The sequence below is a fragment of the Limnohabitans sp. 15K genome, assembly GCF_002778285.1.
GTDB lineage: Bacteria > Pseudomonadota > Gammaproteobacteria > Burkholderiales > Burkholderiaceae_C > Limnohabitans_A.
In genome coordinates this window covers 147,121-169,822 of the sequence record NZ_NESM01000001.1, presented here as the reverse complement: position 1 = coordinate 169,822, position 22,702 = coordinate 147,121, and the positions used below count along the sequence as shown (strand labels likewise).

General features: G+C 56.7%; 19 protein-coding genes and 1 tRNA gene. 13 read left to right on the top strand and 7 right to left on the bottom strand.

All coding sequences use genetic code 11. From position 1 onward, the window contains the following. The first annotated feature begins 1 nt into the window (after position 1). Both ligA and def read left to right on the top strand, forming a co-directional pair. Complete coding sequence (ligA, locus tag B9Z40_RS00785) at positions 2-2,146, top strand: NAD-dependent DNA ligase LigA (RefSeq protein ID WP_100171439.1); 2,145 nt, start codon at positions 2-4, stop codon at positions 2,144-2,146. Continuing rightward, complete coding sequence (gene def / locus B9Z40_RS00780) at positions 2,143-2,682, top strand: peptide deformylase (protein ID WP_100171438.1); 540 nt, start codon at positions 2,143-2,145, stop codon at positions 2,680-2,682. Before ligA ends, def begins: the two co-directional genes overlap by 4 nt. Positions 2,683-2,762: 80 nt before the next feature. Here def and B9Z40_RS00775 read toward each other — a convergent pair whose 3' ends face one another. From B9Z40_RS00775 to lptF, 5 genes are all read right to left on the bottom strand, one after another. Then, complete coding sequence (locus B9Z40_RS00775) at positions 2,763-3,932, bottom strand: pyridoxal phosphate-dependent aminotransferase (RefSeq protein WP_100171437.1); 1,170 nt, start codon at positions 3,930-3,932, stop codon at positions 2,763-2,765. Between the two features lie 65 nt (positions 3,933-3,997). Further along, a complete protein-coding gene (locus tag B9Z40_RS00770) occupies positions 3,998-4,939 on the bottom strand; it encodes a CysB family HTH-type transcriptional regulator (protein ID WP_100171436.1) in 942 nt (313 codons plus the stop codon). Positions 4,940-4,983: 44 nt separating this feature from the next. Next, positions 4,984-5,376 carry a sirohydrochlorin chelatase gene (locus B9Z40_RS00765; protein WP_100171435.1) on the bottom strand — a complete coding sequence of 131 codons (393 nt, stop codon included), beginning with the start codon at positions 5,374-5,376 and terminating at the stop codon, positions 4,984-4,986. Then, complete coding sequence (lptG, locus tag B9Z40_RS00760) at positions 5,373-6,479, bottom strand: LPS export ABC transporter permease LptG (RefSeq protein WP_100171434.1); 1,107 nt, start codon at positions 6,477-6,479, stop codon at positions 5,373-5,375. The genes B9Z40_RS00765 and lptG overlap by 4 nt, the downstream gene beginning before the upstream one ends. Continuing rightward, on the bottom strand, positions 6,476-7,585 hold the full coding sequence (gene lptF, locus B9Z40_RS00755) for an LPS export ABC transporter permease LptF (RefSeq protein WP_100171433.1): 1,110 nt from the start codon (positions 7,583-7,585) through the stop codon (positions 6,476-6,478). The genes lptG and lptF overlap by 4 nt, the downstream gene beginning before the upstream one ends. A gap of 23 nt (positions 7,586-7,608) precedes the next feature. On the opposite strand from lptF, the gene B9Z40_RS00750 reads away from it, so the two are divergent. From B9Z40_RS00750 to B9Z40_RS00735, 4 genes are all read left to right on the top strand, one after another. Beyond that, positions 7,609-9,096: a leucyl aminopeptidase gene (locus tag B9Z40_RS00750; RefSeq protein ID WP_100171432.1), complete on the top strand. Its 1,488-nt coding sequence runs from the start codon at positions 7,609-7,611 to the stop codon at positions 9,094-9,096. Positions 9,097-9,105: 9 nt separating this feature from the next. Next, positions 9,106-9,540, top strand: a complete 435-nt coding sequence (locus B9Z40_RS00745) for a DNA polymerase III subunit chi (RefSeq protein ID WP_100171431.1) — start codon at positions 9,106-9,108, stop codon at positions 9,538-9,540. Further along, positions 9,537-9,812, top strand: coding sequence for a hypothetical protein (locus tag B9Z40_RS00740; protein WP_100171430.1), 276 nt, complete (start codon positions 9,537-9,539; stop codon positions 9,810-9,812). Before B9Z40_RS00745 ends, B9Z40_RS00740 begins: the two co-directional genes overlap by 4 nt. Positions 9,813-9,935: 123 nt before the next feature. Continuing rightward, positions 9,936-11,102 carry a branched-chain amino acid ABC transporter substrate-binding protein gene (locus B9Z40_RS00735; protein ID WP_100171429.1) on the top strand — a complete coding sequence of 389 codons (1,167 nt, stop codon included), beginning with the start codon at positions 9,936-9,938 and terminating at the stop codon, positions 11,100-11,102. Positions 11,103-11,210: 108 nt separating this feature from the next. Here the strand turns inward: B9Z40_RS00735 and B9Z40_RS00730 are convergent. Next, positions 11,211-11,301 (bottom strand) — tRNA-Ser (locus B9Z40_RS00730). A gap of 198 nt (positions 11,302-11,499) precedes the next feature. Between B9Z40_RS00730 and B9Z40_RS00725 the strand changes: the two genes are divergently transcribed. Beyond that, positions 11,500-13,773, top strand: a complete 2,274-nt coding sequence (locus B9Z40_RS00725; RefSeq protein ID WP_100171428.1) for an arginine/lysine/ornithine decarboxylase — start codon at positions 11,500-11,502, stop codon at positions 13,771-13,773. A gap of 168 nt (positions 13,774-13,941) precedes the next feature. Here the strand turns inward: B9Z40_RS00725 and fabI are convergent, their stop codons facing one another. Beyond that, on the bottom strand, positions 13,942-14,757 hold the full coding sequence (fabI, locus tag B9Z40_RS00720; protein WP_100171427.1) for an enoyl-ACP reductase FabI: 816 nt from the start codon (positions 14,755-14,757) through the stop codon (positions 13,942-13,944). A gap of 37 nt (positions 14,758-14,794) precedes the next feature. Here fabI and B9Z40_RS00715 point away from each other — a divergent pair, with 37 nt between their 5' ends. The 6 genes from B9Z40_RS00715 to nusA all read left to right on the top strand — a co-directional run bounded on the left by B9Z40_RS00715 (position 14,795) and on the right by nusA (position 22,693). Beyond that, the gene (locus tag B9Z40_RS00715; RefSeq protein WP_199172461.1) at positions 14,795-16,678 is read left to right on the top strand and encodes an extracellular solute-binding protein; all 1,884 of its coding nucleotides are present in this window, start codon (positions 14,795-14,797) and stop codon (positions 16,676-16,678) included. 3 nt (positions 16,679-16,681) lie between these two features. Beyond that, the gene (locus B9Z40_RS00710; RefSeq protein ID WP_100171425.1) at positions 16,682-17,719 is read left to right on the top strand and encodes a microcin C ABC transporter permease YejB; all 1,038 of its coding nucleotides are present in this window, start codon (positions 16,682-16,684) and stop codon (positions 17,717-17,719) included. A 26-nt stretch (positions 17,720-17,745) separates the two neighbouring features. Then, positions 17,746-18,810, top strand: coding sequence for an ABC transporter permease (locus B9Z40_RS00705; protein WP_100171424.1), 1,065 nt, complete (start codon positions 17,746-17,748; stop codon positions 18,808-18,810). Continuing rightward, a complete protein-coding gene (locus B9Z40_RS00700) occupies positions 18,807-20,414 on the top strand; it encodes an ABC transporter ATP-binding protein (RefSeq protein ID WP_100171423.1) in 1,608 nt (535 codons plus the stop codon). The genes B9Z40_RS00705 and B9Z40_RS00700 overlap by 4 nt, the downstream gene beginning before the upstream one ends. A 160-nt stretch (positions 20,415-20,574) precedes the next feature. Beyond that, positions 20,575-21,138 carry a ribosome maturation factor RimP gene (gene rimP / locus B9Z40_RS00695; RefSeq protein WP_100171422.1) on the top strand — a complete coding sequence of 188 codons (564 nt, stop codon included), beginning with the start codon at positions 20,575-20,577 and terminating at the stop codon, positions 21,136-21,138. A gap of 70 nt (positions 21,139-21,208) precedes the next feature. Further along, positions 21,209-22,693: a transcription termination factor NusA gene (gene nusA, locus B9Z40_RS00690; RefSeq protein ID WP_100171421.1), complete on the top strand. Its 1,485-nt coding sequence runs from the start codon at positions 21,209-21,211 to the stop codon at positions 22,691-22,693. The last annotated feature ends 9 nt before the right edge of the window (positions 22,694-22,702 follow it).

Genomic DNA, 22,702 nt, shown 5'->3' with positions numbered 1-22,702 from the left:
CATGCAGCATCCGGACTTGTTTGGCGAACTGCCACCGGGCGAGTCTGCGGCTGCAGCGCCCCTAAAGCCTCCACCTTCTATTCCTGAACGCTCGCCTGCCGAGCAAGCCGCTGAACTCCGTACCAGCTTGCACCGTTATGCGCACGCCTACTACACGCTCGACGCGCCGGAGGTGCCGGATGCCGAATACGACCGCTTGTTTCGCGAGCTGCAAGCGCTGGAAGCAGCCCACCCCGAGCTGCTGACGGCCGATTCGCCCACGCAGCGTGTGGGTGGGGCTGTGCTGGATGCTTTTGCGCAGGTCACGCACCGTGTGCCCATGCTCAGCATCCGCACCGAAACCGACACCGAAGCCAGCGGGGCAGAGGCCTTTGACACCCGCATCCGTAAGGAGCTGGGCCTGACCGAAGCCGACCCGGCGGTGGCTTATGTGGGCGAGTTGAAGTTTGACGGCCTGGCGATGAGCCTGCGCTATGAGGGCGGTTTGCTGATGCAAGCGGCCACCCGGGGCGATGGCGAAACGGGCGAAGAGGTCACCGCCAACATTCGCACCATTGGTCAAATCCCTTTGCGTTTACCGCCCGATGCGCCCGACGTGCTGGAGGTACGCGGCGAGGTGTACATGCGCCGGGACGATTTTGAAGCACTCAATGAGCGCCAACGCCAACGCATTGCCGCAGGCACCAAGGGCGAAAAAACCTTTGTCAACCCGCGCAACGCCGCAGCCGGTGCCGTGAGACAGCTGGACTCGGGCATTGCTGCCGAGCGGCCCTTGAGCTTTTTTGCCTATGGTCTGGGCGACATCACCCCGGCAAACGAGGGCGGCCCGGCTTGGGCAACGCACCATGACCTGCTCATGCAGCTCAAGGCTTGGGGTTTCCCGGTGGCCGAGCAAACGGCGTGTGTTCAAGGCGCAACGGGCTTGGTGGCATTTCACCAGCGCATGGCCACTGAGCGCGACGCCTTGCCCTACGACATTGACGGTGTGGTTTACAAGGTCAACGACCTGACTCTGCAGCAGCAGTTGGGTTTTGTGACCCGCGAGCCGCGTTGGGCCGTCGCGCACAAATACCCTGCGCAAGAAGAGATGACCACCGTGCAGGCCATTGATGTGCAGGTGGGCCGTACCGGCAAACTCACGCCTGTGGCCAAGCTCTTTCCAGTTTTTGTGGGCGGTGTCACCGTGACCAACGCCACGCTGCACAACGAACTCGAGGCCCGCCGCAAAGACGTGCGGGTGGGCGACACCGTGATCGTGCGCCGAGCAGGCGATGTCATTCCCGAGGTGGTGTCGGTGGTGCTGGACCGCCGTCCGCCCGATGCGCCGCAATTCACCATGATGAGCCACTGCCCCGTGTGCGGTAGCTTGGCCGAACGCGAAGAGGGCGAAGCCGACCACCGCTGCACGGGCGGGCTGTTTTGCAGCGCCCAGCGCAAGCAAGCCGTCTGGCACTTTGCGCACCGCCGCGCCATGGACGTCGATGGTTTGGGCGACAAACTGGTGGACCAGTTGGTGGATTCCGGTCAGGTGAACACCCTGGCAGACCTGTATCACCTGAAGCTCGAGAACCTGGCCAGCATGGACCGCATGGCTGAGAAATCGGCGGTCAATTTGCTGGACGCGCTTGAAAAATCCAAACAAGCCACACTGGCACGCTTTGTGTTTGCGCTAGGCATCCGCCATGTGGGCGAGGCCACCGCCAAAGAACTGGCGCGTCACTTTGGCCAACTCGACGCCATCATGGTCGCCAGCGAAGACGCGCTCTTGCAAGTGGCCGATGTGGGGCCCATCGTTGCGCACAGCATCCGCACGTTTTTTGACCAGGCCCACAACCGCGAGGTGGTGCAAGCCCTGCGCGATGCGGGCGTCACCTGGGCCGAAGGCGACGCCTTGGCCCCCACCGAAATGCCGCTGGCCGGCCTCACGGTTGTGCTGACTGGCACCTTGCAAAGCATGGGCCGCGACGAAGCCAAAGACAAACTCGAAGCCCTGGGCGCCAAGGTGGCCGGCTCGGTCAGCAAAAAAACCAGCTACGTCGTGGCTGGCACCGAGGCGGGCAGCAAACTCGACAAAGCACAATCGCTCGGTGTCCCGGTGTTGGACGATGCCGGCTTGGCTGTGTTGCTCAACGGAGAAAAACCATGACGGTTCGTGAAATTTTGAAAATGGGCGATGCCCGACTGCTGCGCATGGCCGAGCCTGTGCAGGCGTTTGACACGCCCGAGCTGCAGGCGCTGCTGGCCGACCTGCGCGACACCATGGCCGCGGCCAATGGCGCGGGCATCGCCGCGCCACAAATCGGGGTGAACCTGCAGGTGGTGATTTTTGGCAGCACCACAGTCAACCCGCGTTACCCGGACAGAGAACTGGTGCCGCCCACGGTGCTCATCAACCCGGTCATCACGCCTCTCGTCAGCGATGAAGCGCAAGCCTGGGAAGGTTGCCTGTCGGTGCCAGGGCTGCGTGCCTTGGTGCCCCGCTGTTCTCGCGTGCGCTACACGGGCTTTGACGAAAAAGGCCAGGCCATTGACCGCACCGTGGAAGGCTTTCACGCCTTGGTGGTGCAGCACGAATGCGACCACCTGATTGGCAAGCTCTTCCCGATGCGGGTGCGCGACTTCACGCATTTTGGTTTTACCGAAGTGCTGTTTCCGGGGATCAGCGCGGCTGAAGACGATTGAGGTCGCTCTGGCCATAGGTGTTGGACGGGAGTCCATCGCCGCGAGGGCGCGGCTCCCACAAACTCACAGCACCCCAAAAGTCACAGCTTGGCCAGTTTCTGCAGCGCCATGTTCAACGTTTCGTCCTTTTTGGCGAAGCAGAACCGGATGACTTTCTGGTCAAAGCCATTGCCGTAAAAGGCAGAAAGCGGGATCGCCGCGACACCGATGTCGGTGGTGAGCCATTTGCAAAAGTCGGCATCGCTCAGGTTTTTCTCGGGCACTTGCAGCCCCGAAATATCGACACACTGAAAGTAAGTGCCCTCGCCAGGCAAGAGCTTGAAATGGGTTTGCGCCAGACCTTGGCGAAACAGATCCCGCTTGCGTTGGTAAAACGCGGGCAGTTCCAAATACGGCGCCGGGTTCGCCATGAAGCGCGCCAGGGCATGCTGCATAGGGGTGTTCACGGTGAACACGTTGAATTGGTGCACTTTGCGGAACTCGGAGGTGTAGGCGGCAGGTGCGGCCACGGTGCCAATTTTCCAGCCCGTCACATGAAAGCTTTTGCCAAAACTCGAGACAACGAAGGCGCGTGCGGCCAGTCCGTCAAAGTGGGCGGCACTCCAGTGCTGGTTAGGCGCGTAGACCATGTGCTCGTAAACCTCGTCGCTGATGAGCACGATGTTGGTCGGAGCCAAAATCTCTTGCAAGGTCAACATGTCTTGTTGGGACCAAATCATGCCGCTGGGGTTGTGCGGTGAGTTGATCAAGATGGCACGGGTTTTGGGGCTGATGGCTGCGCGAATTTTGTCGAAGTCAGGGCGGAAGGCACCTGGTGTGAGGGGCACACGCACCACAATGCCGCCCGCCAACTCGATGTTGGGCACATAGCTGTCGTAGCAGGGTTCGAGCACGATGACTTCGTCCCCAGGGTGCACGATGGCCAGCACGATGGTCAAAATCGCTTGGGTGGCGCCTGCGGTGACGGTGATCTCGCTCACCGGGTCATAGTGGCGGCCGTACAGGGTTTCAATTTTGCGAGACACCACTTCGCGCAGCGGCGCCACACCGGTCATGGGCGGGTATTGGTTCAGGCCTTCGCGCATGGCGTCGTTGACCAAATCAAGCAGTTGAGTGTCACAAGGAAAGTCGGGGAAACCTTGGCCCAAGTTGACCGCATTTTTTTCGGTAGCCAAGGCCGACATGACGGTGAAAATCGTGGTGCCCATTTGGGGCGCTTTGGAGACGAGGTGGGGCGTGCGAGCGTTCATGGCGTGTAAAGAGAAGTGAAATCAAAGACAGGGCAAAAACAGAGCAAAGTGTGAGGGGTTTACGCTCAAAGTTCGTAATCGTTGACATGGCCTGTCATGGCCTTGGTGATCAGTGGGGTGGTCAGTCGGTCACTCAGCAATTCGGCGAATTGATAAACAAACTGTCGCAAATAGGCACCCCGTTTGAAGGCGACGCGCGCCACATTGTTGCCCAGCAAGTGACCCAAAGGGCGAATCGCGAGGTCCTTGACGGGGTCGTCCTTGACGGCCATCTCGGCCACGATGCCGATGCCCAATCCCAAGCGGACATAGGTTTTGATGACGTCCGAGTCGATGGCTTCCAGCGCAATGCGTGGGTGCAGTTTTTTGGCGGCAAAAGCCTGATCGATGCGACCCCGACCTGTGAAGGAGGGGTGGTAAGTGATGATCGGCTCTTGGGCGATGTCCTCGAGCGACAGGTGCGCCATTTTGGCCAAGGGGTGATCAAGTGGCAGCACCAACACATGTTGCCACTCATAACAGGGCAGGGTGACCAGCTCTTCGTAGGCCGACAGTGATTCGGTGGCGATGCCGATTTCGGCGGTGTCGTCGAGCAGCATCTTGGCCACTTGGTCGGGTGCGCCCTGGTGCAGGCTGATGTTCACCTTGGGGTATTTTTCGCGCAGTTTGGCCACCGGTAGGGGCAGCACATAACGCGCTTGGGTGTGTGTGGTGGCAATCGACAAAGTGCCGTTGTCTTGTGCGCTGTATTGCTCGCCGATTTTGCGCAGATTGCCCACTTCTCGCAGGATCAGCTCAATGCTTTGCAGCACATGCTGGCCTGGCTCGGTGATGCGTTTCAGGCGTTTCCCGTGGCGCGCAAAAATTTCGATGCCCAGTTCTTCTTCCAGCTCAATGATGGCTTTGGATACGCCCGGTTGTGACGTGTGCAGCGCTTTGGCCGTTTCTGTGAGGTTCAGGTTGCGGCGGGCAGCCTCTTGGACAAAACGAAACTGGTGCAGGTTCATACATTAAATGCCATATTGACTTGCGTCATTATGCTTTAAGTGGTCTATGCAGAGGTCACGGCATTGGCGGCAATTTGGGCCATGAGCTGGGTCATGGCCGTGTGTTCGCCGATGGAGGGCACCAGCTCAAATTGCACCTGGGGATAGGCTTTGACCAAGTCGTTCACCAATTGGGGCAAATCTTCGCGAGCATGCCGCCCAACACCCAAAAACATGGGCACGATGCGCAAATGGGTCTTGCCTTGCATCATCAGCGTCTTCACCGTGGTGGGCAGGTCGGGCGTGGTCAGTTCTAAAAAAGCACAGGCTACGGATAAGCCGGGCCATTGCCTGGTCATTTCTTGGGCCACGGCGTCAATGGGCAATCGCCAAAGCGGATCGCGTGAGCCATGTGCGAACAAAATCACGCCCGTCTCGGGGTTCAAACCAGTTGTCATCGTCGTAACACCATCCACCAAAAACCCAATAAAGAAATCGCGCTGTAGATCAAAGACGGGGCTGCTGCGGTCAACCAGGGTTGCCAGTTTTGTAAATTGCCGGCATGCCCAAACAAGTTGTTCAAGAGCGAAAAACTGATGCCCGCCAACACGCCGCCAAAGACGTAGCCGGCAATTTGTCCTGAGCGAAAGTGCAAATAAGCAAAAGGCAAAGCCATGACCAACATCACCAAGCAGCTCAGGGGGTAAAACACTTTGCGCCAAAATTCGATTTCGTAGCGCTGCACGTTTTGGTTGTTGGCGGACAAATGGCGGATGTATTTCAACAGCTCCCAGGTTCGCATGCGGTCAGGACTGAGCACCGCGGCAGCCACCATGTCGGCACTGATGTCTGTGGACCAATCGAGGGTGGCATGTTGCACAGCTTGGTAGCGCATGGCCTGCGTGGGGCCTGCTATTTGGATCGATTTTTCCTCTGCTTGCCGTAGCTGCCACTTGCCTTGTGTCAACTCTGCCTCGGGCGCCGTGGTGATGGCCAACAATTGCCCCGACTCATTGAACTCGTGAATTCGGATGTTTTGCATCTGACTGATGCCATCAAAACTGCGGACGTTGACGGCAAAGTGGCGTTTATCTTGTGTTTCTTTCAACCAAGCGCCCGTCTGGCCGACCGTTAACTGGCCTTGGAATTTCGCTTTCAGTTGCAAACCTTGTCGGTCGGCCCAAGGCGCGGCATAGTCGCCCACCCAAAAAGTCAAAGCCACAAAGACCATGCCCAATTGAAGCAGCGTCCCCAATGCCGTCAGAGGCTCCAACCCGCCCGTTCGCAAGATGGTGAATTCTGAACTTTGCGCCAACCTGGCCATGATGAAAATGCCGCCAATCAACACCGAAATCGGTAGCAACTCATAAATGTGGGCCGGGGTTTTGAGCAGGGCATACAACAAAGCGTGCTGAAGCGAATAGCCCTGACTGGCCAACCGTGACAGATGTTGCAACTCTTCGACAATGTCAAAGAAAAGGAACAAGGCCAAGAAAGCGAGCGTCACAAAAGCAACACCCCGGATGATTTCGCCGTGTAAGAGTTTGCGCACCGTTTTCATGGTGTGCGCACCCGGTTAGAAAATGTGAACAAGCGCAGCATTTGCAAAGAGCCATTGAAATGCCGAACCGCAAGCCATGCACATGCCAACATAAAGAATCCGCCATGCAGAGCCAGCATGAAGGGTGCAAACGCGACACGTCCCGAGCTGATCCAGCTCTGCCCCACGTTCAACAGGTTGAAATAAGCGACAAATACAAAAAGTGCCATCGCCAAGTGGTAGCTTCGACCCGCCCGTGGGTTAACAGCCGACACGGCCAATGCCATCAAGATCAAATTGAAGCAGGCCAAGCCTTGACCTAAGCGCCATGAAAACTCGCCCAAGTTTTCCTTGGAGGGCAGCTGGAGCAACTTCCATGTGGAGGCGTGGCGGGTTGTCAAATCGGCCAAAGACCGTTGGACATCGTCATCGATCAGCAATTCGTAATGCTCGAATTGCGTCAACCGCATTTCGCCAGTGTCACGGTTGGTCAACCATTGCTGACCTTTGTCGAGGATCAAAAATCGGTCATTGCCCAGCAGGTTGATGCGGCCTGTTTGCGCCGTGGTCACACTTTCCATCGAACCTTCGAGGGTCGAGATAAAAACGTGTTTGCCCACCTGGTTGTCGGGGCTGTCTTTGTCAATGAAAAACACACGTTGGCCACCCGCAGACTCCTGGAATTGACCCGGTGCAATGCGTTCAAAGTCATTCCTTTGCTCGAAACGCTGGGTCAGTTCATGAATTTGCTGGTTGCTCCAAGGCCAGGCAAACAAGGCCAGAAAAAAAACGACCAGCAAGAAAGGCCATGCAAAGCCAAACAAGGGCCGCACAAAGTGCCCCAAACCTTGGCCGCTGGAGAACCAAATCACCATTTCGCTGTCGCTGTACATGCGCGAAAGTGTGGCCACCACCGCAATGAACAGGCACAAAGCCATGATGGTCGTCATTTGACTCATCACGCTGAAACCCATGACCTGCAAAACCTCAGAGGGGTTGACCCTGCCTTTGCTGGCTTGGCCCAAAGTCCGAATCAAGGTGATCGTGATCAAAATCGAGATCAAAACCACCAAGCTTGACCAAAAATTGCGGCCCAGATCTTTGCGTAATGAAGAATGGAATAACATGGATACCAAGGAAAAACTGAATTATGAACCTCGAAATCCAAAAGCGCGCTCTGACCACGGTGATTCGTGACGATCTGGATGCTCTGGTCGTCTTGTGGCCTGCCCAAGACGCCGAGCTGACTCAGAGCAAAGAACCCATTGCGGCCCTGGTCAAGTCGGCCACCCTGCACGGTGACTTTGACCACAAGCCGGGTGCTTTGCTGTCTCTGTATGCACAAGCTGGCGTGAAAACCAGACACTTGGTGATCGTCTCTGTGGCCGATGGCATGCCGGCCCAAGTTCGCACCGCGGTGAACGCGGCTTGGGTGGCTTTGAAGTCCGTCAAAATCAAACGATTGGGGGTGCATGCAGCATTTGACGTGTCGGCCAAAATTCTTCAGGTGGCGGCCACGGCTTTGGCCGATGCCAGCTACAGCTACACGCACACTTTTAGCCAACCCAAACCTCGGGCGCTCAAGTGGGTCACTTTCAGTACCCCAACGGTCAACGCTGAGCAGCGCAGAGCGGTGGTTTACGCGCAGGCCCTTGTGTCGGGTGTTGAGGTGGCCAAAGAGTGGGCCAATCGACCCGCCAACCATGCCACCCCATCCATGCTGGCCGATGCAGCCAAGTCGATCGCCAAAGGCGGCTCTTTCAAATGCGAGGTCATGGGCCCCAAAGAAGTCACCAAGTTGGGCATGGGCGCTTTCCTGGCTGTGGCGCGTGGCTCTGTAGAGCCCTTGCGCTTCATCGTCATGCGCTACAACGGCGCACCTTCATCTCAAGCACCTGTGGTGCTGGTGGGCAAGGGCATCACGTTTGATACCGGTGGCATTTCCATGAAGCCAGCGCCCGAAATGGACGAGATGAAGTTCGACATGTGCGGCGCCGCCAGCGTTTTGGGCGTTTTCAAAGCACTGGGTGAGCTCAAGCCTGCCCTCAATGTGGTGGGTTTGATTCCTGCAACCGAAAACATGCCCGATGCTGCGGCCGTGAAACCGGGCGATGTGGTCACCAGCATGAGTGGTCAAACCATTGAAATTTTGAACACCGATGCCGAAGGGCGTTTGGTGCTGTGTGATGCATTGACCTATGCCGAACGCTTCAAGCCCCAGGCCGTGATTGACATCGCCACCTTGACCGGCGCTTGCGTGATTGCCTTGGGTGGCGTTCGTTCCGGACTTTTCTCGAACGACGATGCCCTGGCCCAGACGATCCAATTGGCCGGTGAAGCTTCTGGTGATACGTGCTGGCGGATGCCTTTGGACGAGGACTATGCGGAAGGTCTGAAGTCCCGTTTTGCCGACGTGGCCAACGTGGCGGGTCGTCAAGCGGGTGCCGTCACTGCGGCCAAATTTTTGCAGCGCTTTGCTTCACGTTTCCCTTGGGCACACCTGGACATCGCTGGCACGGCTTGGCGCAGCGGCGCGGCCAAAGGGGCCACGGGCAGACCTGTGGCCTTGCTGTTGCAATATTTGTTGATCCAGGCGGAACAGAAATCCCTCAAGATGCCTGCCAGCCGGCGAGTGTGATGGGCCCTTATGACCCAGATCGAGTTTCACTTCAACACCCCGGAGCGTCTGCAGTACACCTGCAGACTTTTGCGCAAAGCCCATGCGCGCGCGCTTCGTGTCGGCGTGGTGGGTTCTGAGGCCAGTTTGAGACAACTCGATGCAGCCCTTTGGTCGTTTTCGGAGTCTGATTTTTTGCCGCACAGCAATGCTGCCGATGAAGCGCAAGTGCAGGCTGCATCACCCATTCGCCTGCATGTAGACCCCTTTCAGTTGTCCGGCATGGATGTGCTGGTCAATCTGGGTGATGAGGTGCCCCAAGGTTTTGAGTCTTTCGCTCGCCTCATCGAGATCGTGGCCACCGATGACCACGGCCGCATGACGGCACGCCAGCGCTGGCGTCAATACAGTGCCCAGGGCTACGCCTTGAAACAGCATGATTTGTCCAAGGTGGCAGCGGGATGACCGCCAAGGACGCCTCAACATGGGCTGGGCCTTTGCCCTCAGAAATGCCAGCTGGCGCCATTCCTGTTTTGTCAACGGTTTTGACGGACGACGCGGTTTCCCAAGCCCTGCAGCATGCTCTGGATGGGCGTATGCAAGACAAGCTCGATTGGATGGCTTTGGAGACTCAAATCCTCCAAACCTTGCGCCCTGAAGTGGAGCGCTTGACCACCGAACTGGTGCGCAAAACCCTCCGAGAGGTTTGGCTCCAACGTTCTCAATTGAAGAATTGAGATGTGGCCATGCATGGGCGCATGCCTTGGCTCAAATTTTGGTTTTCCCTAGCTGCAAAATGTCTTGTTTTGCAGTATCTTTGCAGCTTGCTTGATTGAAGCAATTTTTTTTTCGGAGTTTCCATGAAATTTTCTGGTTCGCGCAATTTGACCTTGGTGTCTGTGGCTGTTGCTGCAGTGGTTCTGGCAGCCTGCGGCAAAAAAGACGCCGCCTCTGATGCCCAAGTGATCAAAATCGGTCACGTCGGTCCTGTCAGCGGTGCCATCGCCCACTTGGGCAAGGACAACGAAAACGGCGCCCGCATGGCCATTGAGGAACTCAATGCTGCTGGCCTGAAATTTGGCGACAAAGCCGTGAAATTCGAATTGCTGGCTGAAGACGATGCTGCCGACCCCAAGCAAGGCACTGCGGCTGCGCAAAAGCTGGTCGACGCCAAAGTGAACGGCGTGATCGGTCACCTGAACTCCGGCACCACCATTCCTGCTTCGCAGTTGTACAACGCTGCTGGCATTCCTCAAATTTCCCCATCGGCAACAAACCCGAAGTACACCCGCCAGGGTTACGCTGGCGCGTTCCGCGTGGTGGCTGACGACGTTCACTTGGGCGGCACATTGGGCAAATACGCGGTGGAAACCCTCAAGGGCAAAAATATCGCTGTGATCGACGACCGTACCGCTTACGGCCAAGGCGTGGCTGAAGAGTTCAAGAAGGGCGCAACCGCTGCAGGCGGCACCATCGTGGGCCACGAGTTCACCACCGACAAAGCATCTGACTTCAACGCCATCTTGACCACCTTGAAAGCCAAGAAGCCTGACGTTGTGTTCTTCGGCGGCATGGACGCTGTCGCTGGCCCGATGTTGCGTCAAATGAAATCTTTGGGCATTACCGCCAAATTCATGGGTGGCGACGGTATCTGTACTGCCGAGTTGGCCAAGTTGGCTGGTGACGCCATGAAAGACGAGGCCGTGGTGTGTGCTGAAGCCGGTGGCGTCGAAGGCGAACAAAAAGTCGGCATGGACAAGTTCCGCACCGACTTCAAGGCCAAATACAACGCTGACGTGCAGGTGTATGCCCCTTACGTTTACGACGCGGTCAAAGTCATGGCCACTGCCATGGTGACAGCCGGTTCTGCCGACCCAGCCAAGTACCTGCCTGTATTGAAAGCCATCAACTACAAGGGTGTGACAGGCAACATCGCGTTTGATGAAAAAGGCGACATCAAGAATGGCGCTTTGACTTTGTACACCTACAAAGGTGGCGAGCGTGCACAGATCGCTGTGGTTCGCTGATCTGACGGCCCCCGCATGACGGGGGCTGATTTTCAAAGGGTGTTCTGAACACCTTTTGGAATCACCAGACGAAAAAAAGCCTGCACATGTGCAGGCTTTTTTTGGTTTTGGCGGAGCAGGCGGGATTCGAACCCGCGGTGGGCTATTAACCCACACACGCTTTCCAGGCGTGCGACTTAAACCACTCATCCACCGCTCCGAAGTCAACAATTGTAGCAGGGGAAAAACACAGAACTTGGGCTGCAGCGCAATTCTTGTCACAGGGCTGCCGTATGCTGCCCACCATGGTTTTTTGATGAATTCTGATCCTTGCTGCCTCAGCGTGTCTTTTTGTCCTTAAACTTCGCCTCTGTTTGAATTCCTTTGACCCTTATTTGGCGCACTGCCCGACAAGCCCATGAAATTTCGCTTCCCCATCGTCATCATCGACGAAGACTACCGCTCCGAAAATACTTCGGGTCTGGGCATTCGCGCTTTGGCAGATGCCATCGTCAGCGAGGGACTGGAGGTTTTGGGTGTGACCAGTTACGGGGACTTGTCGCAATTTGCGCAACAGCAAAGCCGCGCCAGTGCGTTCATTCTCTCTATCGATGACGAAGAGTTCACGCCCGGTCCCGATCTGGACCCGGCCGTGATCAACTTGCGTGCTTTCATTGACGAAGTTCGCCGTAAAAACGCCGACGTGCCCATCTATATTTATGGCGAGACCAAAACCTCGCGCCATCTGCCCAACGACATCCTTCGCGAGTTGCACGGCTTTATCCACATGTTTGAAGATACGCCCGAGTTTGTGGCGCGTCACATCATTCGCGAAGCCAAGAGTTACTTGGAGGGCGTGCAGCCGCCATTCTTCAAAGCCTTGCTGGATTACGCCGAAGATGGCTCCTATTCATGGCATTGCCCGGGTCACTCGGGTGGCGTGGCCTTTTTGAAGAGTCCTGTGGGCCAGATGTACCACCAGTTTTATGGTGAAAACATGCTGCGCGCCGACGTGTGCAATGCGGTGGAAGAGTTGGGCCAATTGCTGGACCACAACGGCGCCATTGGCGAGAGCGAGCGCAATGCAGCGCGCATTTTTAATGCCGACCATTGTTTCTTTGTGACCAACGGCACCAGCACTTCCAACAAGATCGTTTGGCACCACACCGTGGCGCCGGGCGATGTGGTGGTGGTGGACCGCAATTGCCACAAGTCCATCTTGCACGCGATCATCATGACCGGCGCTGTGCCCGTGTTCATGAAGCCCACGCGCAACCACTTTGGCATCATCGGCCCCATCCCCAAAAGCGAGTTTGAGCCTGCGGCCATCATGGCCAAGATCAAGGCCAACCCCTTGCTCAAGGGTGTTGACCCCAAGAAGGTCAAACCCCGCGTGATGACGCTCACGCAATCCACCTACGACGGCGTGCTGTACAACACCGAAACCATCAAAAGCATGCTCGATGGTTACGTGGAAAACCTGCACTTTGACGAGGCCTGGTTGCCACATGCGGCATTTCACCCGTTTTATGGTCCTTACCATGCCATGGGGAAAAAGCGCGCACGACCCAAAGAGTCGATGGTGTATGCCACCCAATCCATCCACAAGCTGCTGGCCGGTATCAGCCAAGCCAGCCATGTGTTGGTGCAAGATGCGCAAAGCGTCAAACTCGACAGGCCGCTTTTCAACGAGGCGTATTTGATGCACACCTCCACCTCGCCGCAGTACAGCATCATTGCCAGTTGCGACGTGGCGGCTGCGATGATGGAGCCGCCCGGTGGCACCGCCTTGGTGGAAGAGAGCATTGCCGAAGCCCTGGATTTCCGCCGCGCCATGCGCAAGATCGATGCCGAGTACGGCAAAGACTGGTGGTTCAAGGTTTGGGGCCCAGAGAAGTTTGCCGAAGAAGGCATTGGCCGCGCGGATGACTGGATCTTGCGCAACGACCCGCGCAAAAAAGCCAGCAAGTGGCACGGTTTCGGTCAGCAGTTGGCCGATGGCTTCAATATGCTGGACCCGATCAAGTCGACCATCGTCACGCCGGGACTGGACCTGGATGGCAAGTTCGACAAGACCGGTATTCCCGCATCGATTGTCAGCAAGTTTTTGACCGAGCACGGTGTGGTGGTGGAGAAGACGGGCCTGTACAGTTTCTTCATCATGTTCACCATCGGCATCACCAAGGGCCGCTGGAACAGCTTGCTGACGGCTTTGCAGCAATTCAAAGACGAGTACGCCAAGAACCAGCCGATGTGGAAAATCATGCCGGAGTTCTGCCAGAAGCACCCGCGCTACGAACGCATGGGCCTGCGCGATTTGTGCCAGCATGTGCACGAGATGTACGCCAAGTACGACATCGCCATTTTGACGACTGACATGTATTTGTCCGACTTGGCGCCAGCCATGCGTCCATCTGACGCCTACGCCCACATTGCCCAACGCAAAACCGAGCGTGTAGAAATCGACCACTTGGAAGGCCGCATCACCGTGGGCTTGGTCACGCCTTACCCACCGGGCATTCCTTTGTTGATTCCAGGCGAAGTCTTCAACAAGAAGATCGTGGATTACCTCAAGTTCGCCCGCGAGTTCAATGAGAAGTGCCCTGGCTTTGAAACAGACATCCATGGTTTGGTGGAGATCGTGGACGACGAAGGCAAGAAGCGTTATTTTGCGGATTGCGTGAAGGCTTAACGCTTTTTGCGTGAGTCCTTGTGTTTGGCAGGTGAGGCAGGGCCCTGTGCCGGGGCTCAGAGGCGCTTCGCTTTGCCACATCGCCCCTGCACAGGGCCCTGCCTCACCTGCGGGGGCACATGAAAAAAGCGGCCTTGGCCGCTTTTTTCATGTCTAGACTGGATCAACTCAAGCCGCAGCCGCTGGCTCCGCAATACCGCCTACCACTTGGCTGAAACCACCATCCACATACGTGATCTCGGCGGTCACGCCCGCAGCCAAGTCGCTGAGCAAGAAGGCCGCCACATTGCCCACATCTTCAATGGTCACGTTGCGGCGAATGGGCGAGGCTTCGGCCACCACCGACAAAATTTTGCCGAAGCCTTTGATGCCGCTGGCGGCCAAGGTTTTGATGGGGCCAGCCGAGATGCCGTTGGCACGCAGGCCACGGTTTTGGCTGCCCAGTGATTCGGCCAGGTAACGCACAGAGGCTTCCAAGCTGGCTTTGGCAAGACCCATGGTGTTGTAGTTGGGGACCGTGCGGATCGCGCCCAGATAGGTCAATGTCAGCACAGCCGATTTGTCGTTCAGGTAGGGCAGGGCCGCTTTGGCCATGGCCGGGAAGCTGTAGGCGCTGATGTCGTGGGCAATTTTGAAGCCTTCACGCGATAAGCCATCCAAGAAGTCGCCTGCAATGGCTTCGCGCGGTGCGTAGCCGATGGCATGCACAAAGCCGTCGATCTTGGGCCAAGTGGCTGAAAGGTCGGTGAACAATTTTTCAATCTGCTCGTCGCTGCCCACGTCGCAGTCAAAGATCAGTTTGGAGTCAAAGTCGGCCGCAAACTCCGTGATGCGGTCTTTGAAGCGCTCACCTACATAACTGAAAGCCAGCTCGGCCCCTTGTGCGTGACAGGCCTTGGCAATGCCGTAGGCGATCGAGCGGTTGGACAGCACGCCTGTGATCAGCAGCTTTTTCCCCGACAGAAATCCTGTTTTTGTTGTCATGTCCTCAACTCCTCAAAAATGTGTGCAGAATTGTCGCATGCGAAGACCCATGGCCCGAATCTGGACACTCTGCTTGCTGGCCCTTGGGTTTTGCATCACGGGTCATGTGTGGGCTGCACATGCTTATGCGCAGTTTGGCGACATCCGCTATCCCGCTGGCTTTACTCATTTCGCCTATGTCAACCCTGTTGCCCCCAAAGGCGGCGAAATTGTTTTAGTCCCGCCCACGCGGCAGACCAACTTCGACAAGTACAACCCCTTCACGCTCAAAGGCAGCGCACCACCGTCCATGTTGAACATGTTGTTCGACACCTTGCTGGTGGGCAATATGGACGAGCCGACCACGGCCTATGGCTTGCTGGCCTCCGACATTCAGGTGGCCGCCGACCGCATGTCGGTGGTTTTTCAAATTCACCCACAAGCGCGTTTCCACAACGGTGACCCGGTGTTGGCCGCCGATGTTCGCCACAGCTTTGAACGTCTGACCAGCAAACAGGCCGCTCCTCAGTACCGCACTTATTTCGGCGAGGTCAAAACCGCCACGGTATTGGCCGAGCGCAGCATCCGTTTTGATTTTGTGCGGCCCAACACCGAACTGCCCTTGATTGTGGGGGCCATGCCCGTGTTCAGCCGCAAGTGGGGTTTGCAGGGGAACATGCACAAAGCCTTCGACCAAATGGTCATGGAGATCCCGATCGCATCCGGTCCTTACCGCATCGGCCCAGTGCAGTTTGGCAAAGACATCACCTATGTGCGCGATCCGGCGTACTGGGCCCAAGACCTGAATGTGCGCAAAGGCCAGTTCAACTTTGACCGCATCACCTACAAAATTTACAAGGACAGCACCGCCCAGCTCGAAGCCTTCAAAGCGGGCGAGTTCGATTACATGCAGTCCTTTGTGGCGCGTGAATGGGCCAGGGCTTTTACGGGCAGGGCGTTTGACCGCGGAGCCTTGATCAAGGCCGAGTTGCCGCATGGCAATGCCGGTGACTTTCAGGGCTTTCAGTTCAATCTGAGGCGCGAACAGTTCAAAGATGTTCGGGTGCGCCAAGCGATTGCCTTGGCCATGGATTTTGAATGGCTGAACCGCCAATTGTTCTACAACGCTTACAGCCGGGTGCGCGGTTTTTTTGTGGCCAGCGATTTCGAGGCCAAGGCCTTGCCAGGCCCGAATGAGTTGGCACTGTTGGAGCCCTTGCGCGAGCAACTGCCTGCCGCCGTGTTTGACCAAGCCGTGCCTCAGCCGCCGCAAACCGCGCTCGACCCCACATCGGGCCACACGCTGCGCGAGCATTTGCGCCAAGCGCGCGATTTGCTGCAAGCCGCTGGTTGGACCTACCGCGATGGCGCGTTGCGCAATGCGAAGGGGCAGCCCTTGACCATCGAGTTTTTGGACAGTTCTGGCTCCATGGGGCGCGTGGTCACGCCCTTTGCCAAGAACCTGGAAAAACTGGGCATTCAGGTTCGCTACAAAGTGATTGACTTTGCCTTGCTGCAAAAGCGCATGGACGTGTTTGACTTTGACATCGTGAGCAACCGCACCGTGGGCAGCGAGGCACCGGGCACGGAATTGCTCGAGCGCTTTGGCTCCAAGTCGGCTGATGTGGAGGGCTCCGGCAATATTCTGGGCCTCAAAGATCCTGCGGTGGACGCATTGCTCGACAAGGCTGTGAGCGCCACCACGAGGCCAGAACTGGTCACTCGCCTGCAAGCACTCGACCGGGTGCTGCGGCATGGCCACTATGTGGTACCGCATTGGTACGGTGCGGTTCACAGGGTGTCTTGGCGTGCGGCCGCCTTTGCACGTCCGGCCGATTTGCCGCGTTTTTACCAGCCAGAAAAACTGGTGACCACGGTGTGGTGGTCGCCAGCTGCGGCATCGCCCAAAGTGGCAACTCCAGACGCTCTGAAAGCCCCTTGACCCATGTTGGCCTACATCTTCAAACGTTTGCTGCTGATGGTCCCGACCTTGTTGGGGGTCTTGTTGATGACCTTTGTGGTGATTCAGTTTGTGCCCGGTGGCCCGGTGGAGCAAATGGTGGCGCAGTTGCAGGGGCGCGACACAGGCGGTGAGGGTGCTGCGGCAGCGGGCAGCGGTTACCGCGGCCGTCAAGGCGTGGACGCCGCTCGCATTGCCGAAATCAAAACACTTTACGGCTTTGACAAACCACCCGTTGAGCGGTTTTGGATGATGCTCAAACAGTTTGTGCAATTCGATTTGGGGCAAAGCTTTTTTTACCCCAAGGATGTTTGGAGCCTGATTCAAGAAAAACTGCCCGTGTCCATCAGTTTGGGCTTGTGGACATTTTTTCTGAGTTACCTGATATCGGTGCCCTTGGGCATTGCCAAGGCGGTGCGTGCTGGCACGCGCTTTGACACCCTCACCAGCTTGCTGGTGTTGGTGGGTTATGCCATTCCGGGCTTTGTGCTGGGCGTGGCTTTGCTGGTGGTGTTCGGCGGTCAACTGCAATGGTTCCCCTTGCGCGGCCTGACCTCGTCCAACTGGGAGCAGCTGAGCTGGGGCAGCAAGGTGGTGGACTATTTATGGCACATTGCTTTGCCCGTCACAGCCAGTGTTTTGGGCTCTTTTGCGGTCATCACCATGCTGACCAAAAATGCTTTTCTGGAAGAGATTCGCAAGCAGTACGTGCTGACCGCTCGTGCCAAAGGTTTGAGTGAAAACCGCGTGTTGTACCGCCATGTCATGCGCAATGCCCTGATACCTTTGGTCACGGGATTTCCGGCGGCTTTCATCGGCGCTTTTTTCACCGGCTCTTTGCTGATTGAAACCCTCTTTTCGCTGGATGGTTTGGGCTTGCTCAGTTACGAAGCCGTCATTCGGCGGGACTACCCGGTGGTGCTGGGCACTTTGTATCTGTTCACGCTGATCGGCTTGGTCACCAAATTGATCAGCGATCTTTGTTACTTGTGGGTGGACCCCCGCGTGAAGTTTGACGCATGAACACTCCCTCCTTGAGCCCATCTGGCATGTCCTCTGTGGTGACACCGTCTAAGTCCATCTCACCAGCGCAACTTTCGCCATCGGCGCGAGGCTGGCAGCGTTTTCGGCACAACCGTTTGGGGTTTGGCAGTCTGATCGTTTTTGTCACACTTTTTTTGCTGAGTCTGGGCGCTGAATTTTTGTCCAACGACAAGCCCTTGCTCGTTCGATTTGAAGGGCAGTGGTATTTCCCCGTTGTGCAAACCTTGCCAGAGAAAGTGTTTGGCGGCGACTTTGAAACGCCTGCCGATTACCTCGACCCTTTTATCCAGCAGCAACTGAAAAAAAATGGCAATTGGGCCTTGCAAGCGCCTAACCCTTACCACCACAGCACACTCGATTACTTTGCGCCTTTGCCCAACCCCGCACCTCCCACAAGCCGCAACTGGCTGGGCACCGATGACCGAGGGCGCGATGTCTTGGCGCGTTTGATTTATGGCTTTCGGGTGTCGGTCTTGTTTGCGATGGCGCTGACGCTGTTTGGGGTGTTGCTGGGGGTGCTGACCGGGGCTGTGCAAGGCTTTTTCGTGGGCAAGACCGATTTGGTGTTTCAGCGTTTTATTGAAATTTGGAGTGCCATGCCTGAGCTGTATTTGCTCATCATTTTTTCAGCGGTGTTTGAACCCAGCGTGGGCTTGTTGTTGGTGCTGCTCAGTTTATTTGGCTGGATGGGCTTGTCGGACTATGTCCGTGCCGAGTTTTTACGCAACCGCCAACTCGATTACGTCAAGTCGGCCCGTGCGCTGGGTTTGGGTCATTGGCAAATCATCTGGCGGCATGTCTTGCCCAACAGCATGAACCCCGTGGTCACTTTTTTGCCATTCCGAATGAGCGGTGCTATTTTGGCCTTGACCTCGCTCGATTTTTTGGGTCTGGGCGTACCGCCCGGCACGCCGTCCTTGGGCGAGTTGTTGGCCCAAGGCAAAAACAACATCGATGCGTGGTGGATCTCCCTGTCCACATTCGCCGTGTTGGTGGTGACGTTGCTTTTGTTGACATTCATGGGTGATGCCCTGCGCGATGCGCTGGACCCCCGGAAGGCGCAAACATGAACGCGCCACACGCCTTGTTGGAAATCAAAGGCCTGCGCATCGCTTTTGGCGAACAGCTTGTGGTGCATGGCCTGAACCTTCACATCCACGCTGGCGAACGCTTGGCTTTGGTGGGCGAATCGGGGTCGGGCAAGTCGGTCACGGCTTTGTCCGTGCTGCGTTTGCTGGAGTCGGCGCAATTGACCGGTCAAGTCTTGTGGCAAGGTGAAGACCTGTTGCTTCGCTCGCCTGCACAAATGCAAAGCATCCGGGGTGACGAGATCGCCATGATTTTTCAAGAGCCGATGACGGCGCTCAACCCGCTGATGACCGTGGGTCAGCAAATTTCGGAAGTTTTACAGCTCAAAAAAGGCATGTCTCGTCGCGATGCCGACGCGCGCGCTGTTGAATGGCTGGCTGACACTGGCATCGATGACCCGAAGCGCCGATTTATGGCTTATCCACACCAGTTGTCGGGTGGCCAACGCCAACGCGCCATGATGGCCATGGCCCTTTCATCGGAGCCTCGGTTGTTGCTGGCCGATGAACCGACCACAGCGCTGGACGCCAGTTTGCGACTTCAAATGCTGCAACTTTTGTCCGATTTGCAGCAAAAAACCGGCATGGCGGTGCTTTTGATCACCCACGACTTGGCTTTGGTGCGTCACTTCGCCGACCGTGTGGCGGTGATGGAAAAAGGTCAATTGGTGGAGCAGGGCGCTTTGGCGGATGTTTTTTCTAAGCCTCAGCATGCCTATACCCAGAAGTTACTGGACAGCCGTCCCAGTCGAGAGGGTTTGGCCGAAGCTCAGCTGGACGCAAGGTCTCAAGAGATGACTCTCCTGGAGGCCAAAAACCTGCAGGTGCGCTACCCCATCCACAAGACAGGTTTTCGGTATTGGTTTCAAAAACACCATTTCACCGCTTTGCAGGGTGCCGATTTCAGCATCAGGGCTGGCACCACTTTGGGCGTGATGGGCGAGTCAGGTTCTGGCAAATCGAGTTTGGCCCAAGCCGTTTTGGGCTTGATCCCCCATTCCGGCCAACTGTCCTTTGGCGGTCATACCTGGCAAAACGTGCCGGCCAAAGACAAAGCCTTGAGGCGGCGTGTGCAAGTGGTGTTCCAAGACCCGTATGGCAGTTTGTCTCCCCGCATGACGGTGGGTGAGATCGTTTCGGAGGGCTTGCGTTGGCATGCGCCCCAAACGCCAGAACCTCAAATTGAGGCGCAAGTGCTGAGCACTTTGGCAGAGGTGGGGCTTTCTGTTGCCGACTTTCCGGACTTGCTGAACCGCTACCCCCATGCCTTTTCGGGTGGTCAAAGGCAGCGCATCGCCCTGGCCAGGGCACTGGTGATCCAACCCGATTTGCTCGTTTTAGACGAGCCGACCAGTGCTTTGGATGTCACCGTACAAAAGCAAATCCTCCAATTGCTGCAGAGTTTGCAAGCCAAACGGGGCATGGCTTACCTGCTGATCACCCATGACATCGATGTGTTGAGGGCCATGGCGCATCAGGTGTTGGTGCTGCGGGCAGGGCAGGTCGTGGAGGCCGGTGAGGCCATTCAGGTCTTGAACAATCCGGAGCATGCTTACACCCGCAGTTTGCTCGAAGCCTTTCCATGATTTGGTGCTGCAGCCCTTGAAACGTCACGCCGTTTTCCTTCAAAATCACGCACTTAGCGCGTTTTTCGGCTAGAATACTAGCTTCACGACCAAACGGGCGGGTTTTCACCGCCCGTTTTTTTTGGGTCTTTCTTTTTTAACGTTGAAATTTCGAAGCTCTGTGGCATTGCAGCAAATTGTTCAAGAAACCGTGACCGGCCTGGGCTATGACCTGGTTGAGATTGACCGCACAGCGGGCGGTTTGTTGCGCATCACCATCGATTTTCCCTGGCAGCCAGGCGCTGAGCTGTTCATCAACGTGGAAGACTGCGAAAAAGTCAACCGGCAACTGCAGTTTGCCCTCGAAGTGGATGGCGTCACCTACAACCGGCTGGAGGTTTCTTCTCCCGGCATTGATCGCCCCCTTCGGCATGAAAAAGATTTTGAACGCTTTGCGGGCGAGTTGATCGACATCACGCTCAAAGCGCCTATGGGTGACAACGCTGTGGGTCTGGTCAGTGCCAGCCGCAAAAAATTTCGCGGCACCCTGGAGCGAACAGCCAACAATGATGGCTGGCAAATCGTCTGGAGCGATGAGCCTGTGGGCAAGCCCGGTCAAAGAATCAGTAAAAAACGAGTCCCTGCGCCTTTGAATGCGCTGGGCTTCACATTGGACGAATTGCGCGAGGCCCGTTTGGCCCCCGTGGTGGATTTCAAAGGGCGCAAGCCAAAGGTTGAAGCCTGACCGGGTGTCGGGTTTTGAGCATTTATATCGGGTCTGATCTGCAGGCCCAGTGGAACAGGAGAGTCAAGTCATGAATCGCGAAATGCTGATGCTGGTCGAAGCCATCTCACGTGAAAAGAACGTGGAGCGCGACGTGGTGTTTGGTGCTGTTGAGGCCGCTTTGGCCCAAGCCACCAAAAAGTTGTATTCAGGCGAAGTGGACATCCGCGTGTCTGTTGACCGCGACCATGGCAACTACGAAACCTTCCGCCGCTGGCATGTGGTTCCCGATGAGGCCGGTCTGCAGTTGCCCGAGCAAGAAATTCTCTTGTTCGAAGCCAAAGAGCAAATCCCCGACATCGAAGTCGATGAGTACATCGAAGAGCCGATCGAGTCTTTGCCCATTGGCCGTATTGGTGCCATGGCCGCCAAGCAAGTCATTTTGCAAAAAATCCGTGACGCAGAGCGCGAAATGTTGCTCAACGACTTCATGTCGCGTGGCGAAAAGATTTTTGTCGGCACCGTCAAGCGCATGGACAAGGGCGACATCATCTGTGAGTCGGGCCGCATTGAAGGCCGCCTGCGTCGCAGCGAGATGATCCCCAAGGAAAACCTGCGCAGTGGCGACCGTGTGCGCGCCATGATCATGGAAGTGGACTTGACCTTGCGGGGTGCCCCGATCTTGTTGTCGCGTTCGGCCCCCGAGTTCATGATCGAACTCTTCCGCCAGGAAGTGCCCGAGATTGAGCAAGGCCTGCTCGAAATCAAAACTTGCGCCCGTGACCCCGGTTCGCGCGCCAAGATTGCTGTGCTTTCGCACGACAAGCGCGTCGATCCTATTGGGACTTGCGTTGGTGTGCGTGGCACCCGAGTCAACGCCGTCACCAACGAGTTGGCTGGCGAGCGTGTCGACATCGTGTTGTGGAGCGAAGACCCCGCCCAGTTCGTGATTGGCGCTTTGGCTCCGGCCAACGTGCAGTCCATCGTGGTGGACGAAGAAAAGCACGCCATGGACGTGGTGGTGGACGAAGAAAACCTGGCGATTGCGATTGGCCGTGGTGGCCAAAACGTGCGCTTGGCTTCTGACCTCACCGGCTGGAAGATCAACATCATGGACGCCGCCGAGTCTGCCCAGAAGCAGGCCGAAGAAACCACCGGCATCCGCCAGTTGTTCATGGAAAAACTGGACGTCGACCAAGAAATTGCCGACATCCTGATCGGTGAAGGTTTCACCAGTTTGGAAGAAGTGGCTTACGTCCCGATCCAGGAAATGTTGGAGATCGAAAGCTTCGACGAAGACACCATCAACGAGCTGCGCACGCGCGCCAAAGACGCTTTGTTGACCCTCGAAATTGCACGAGAAGAGAGCGTCGAAGACGTGTCTCAAGATCTGCGTGACCTGCCAGGCTTGACGCCTGAGCTGATTTCCAAGCTGGTTGAAGCGGGTATTCAGACCCGTGACGATTTGGCTGACTTGGCCACCGACGAACTGACTGACATCACTGCTCAGACTGCTGAAGAGGCGACCGCCCTGATCATGAAAGCCCGCGAACATTGGTTCGCAGGCCAGGCCTGAAGCTATGGA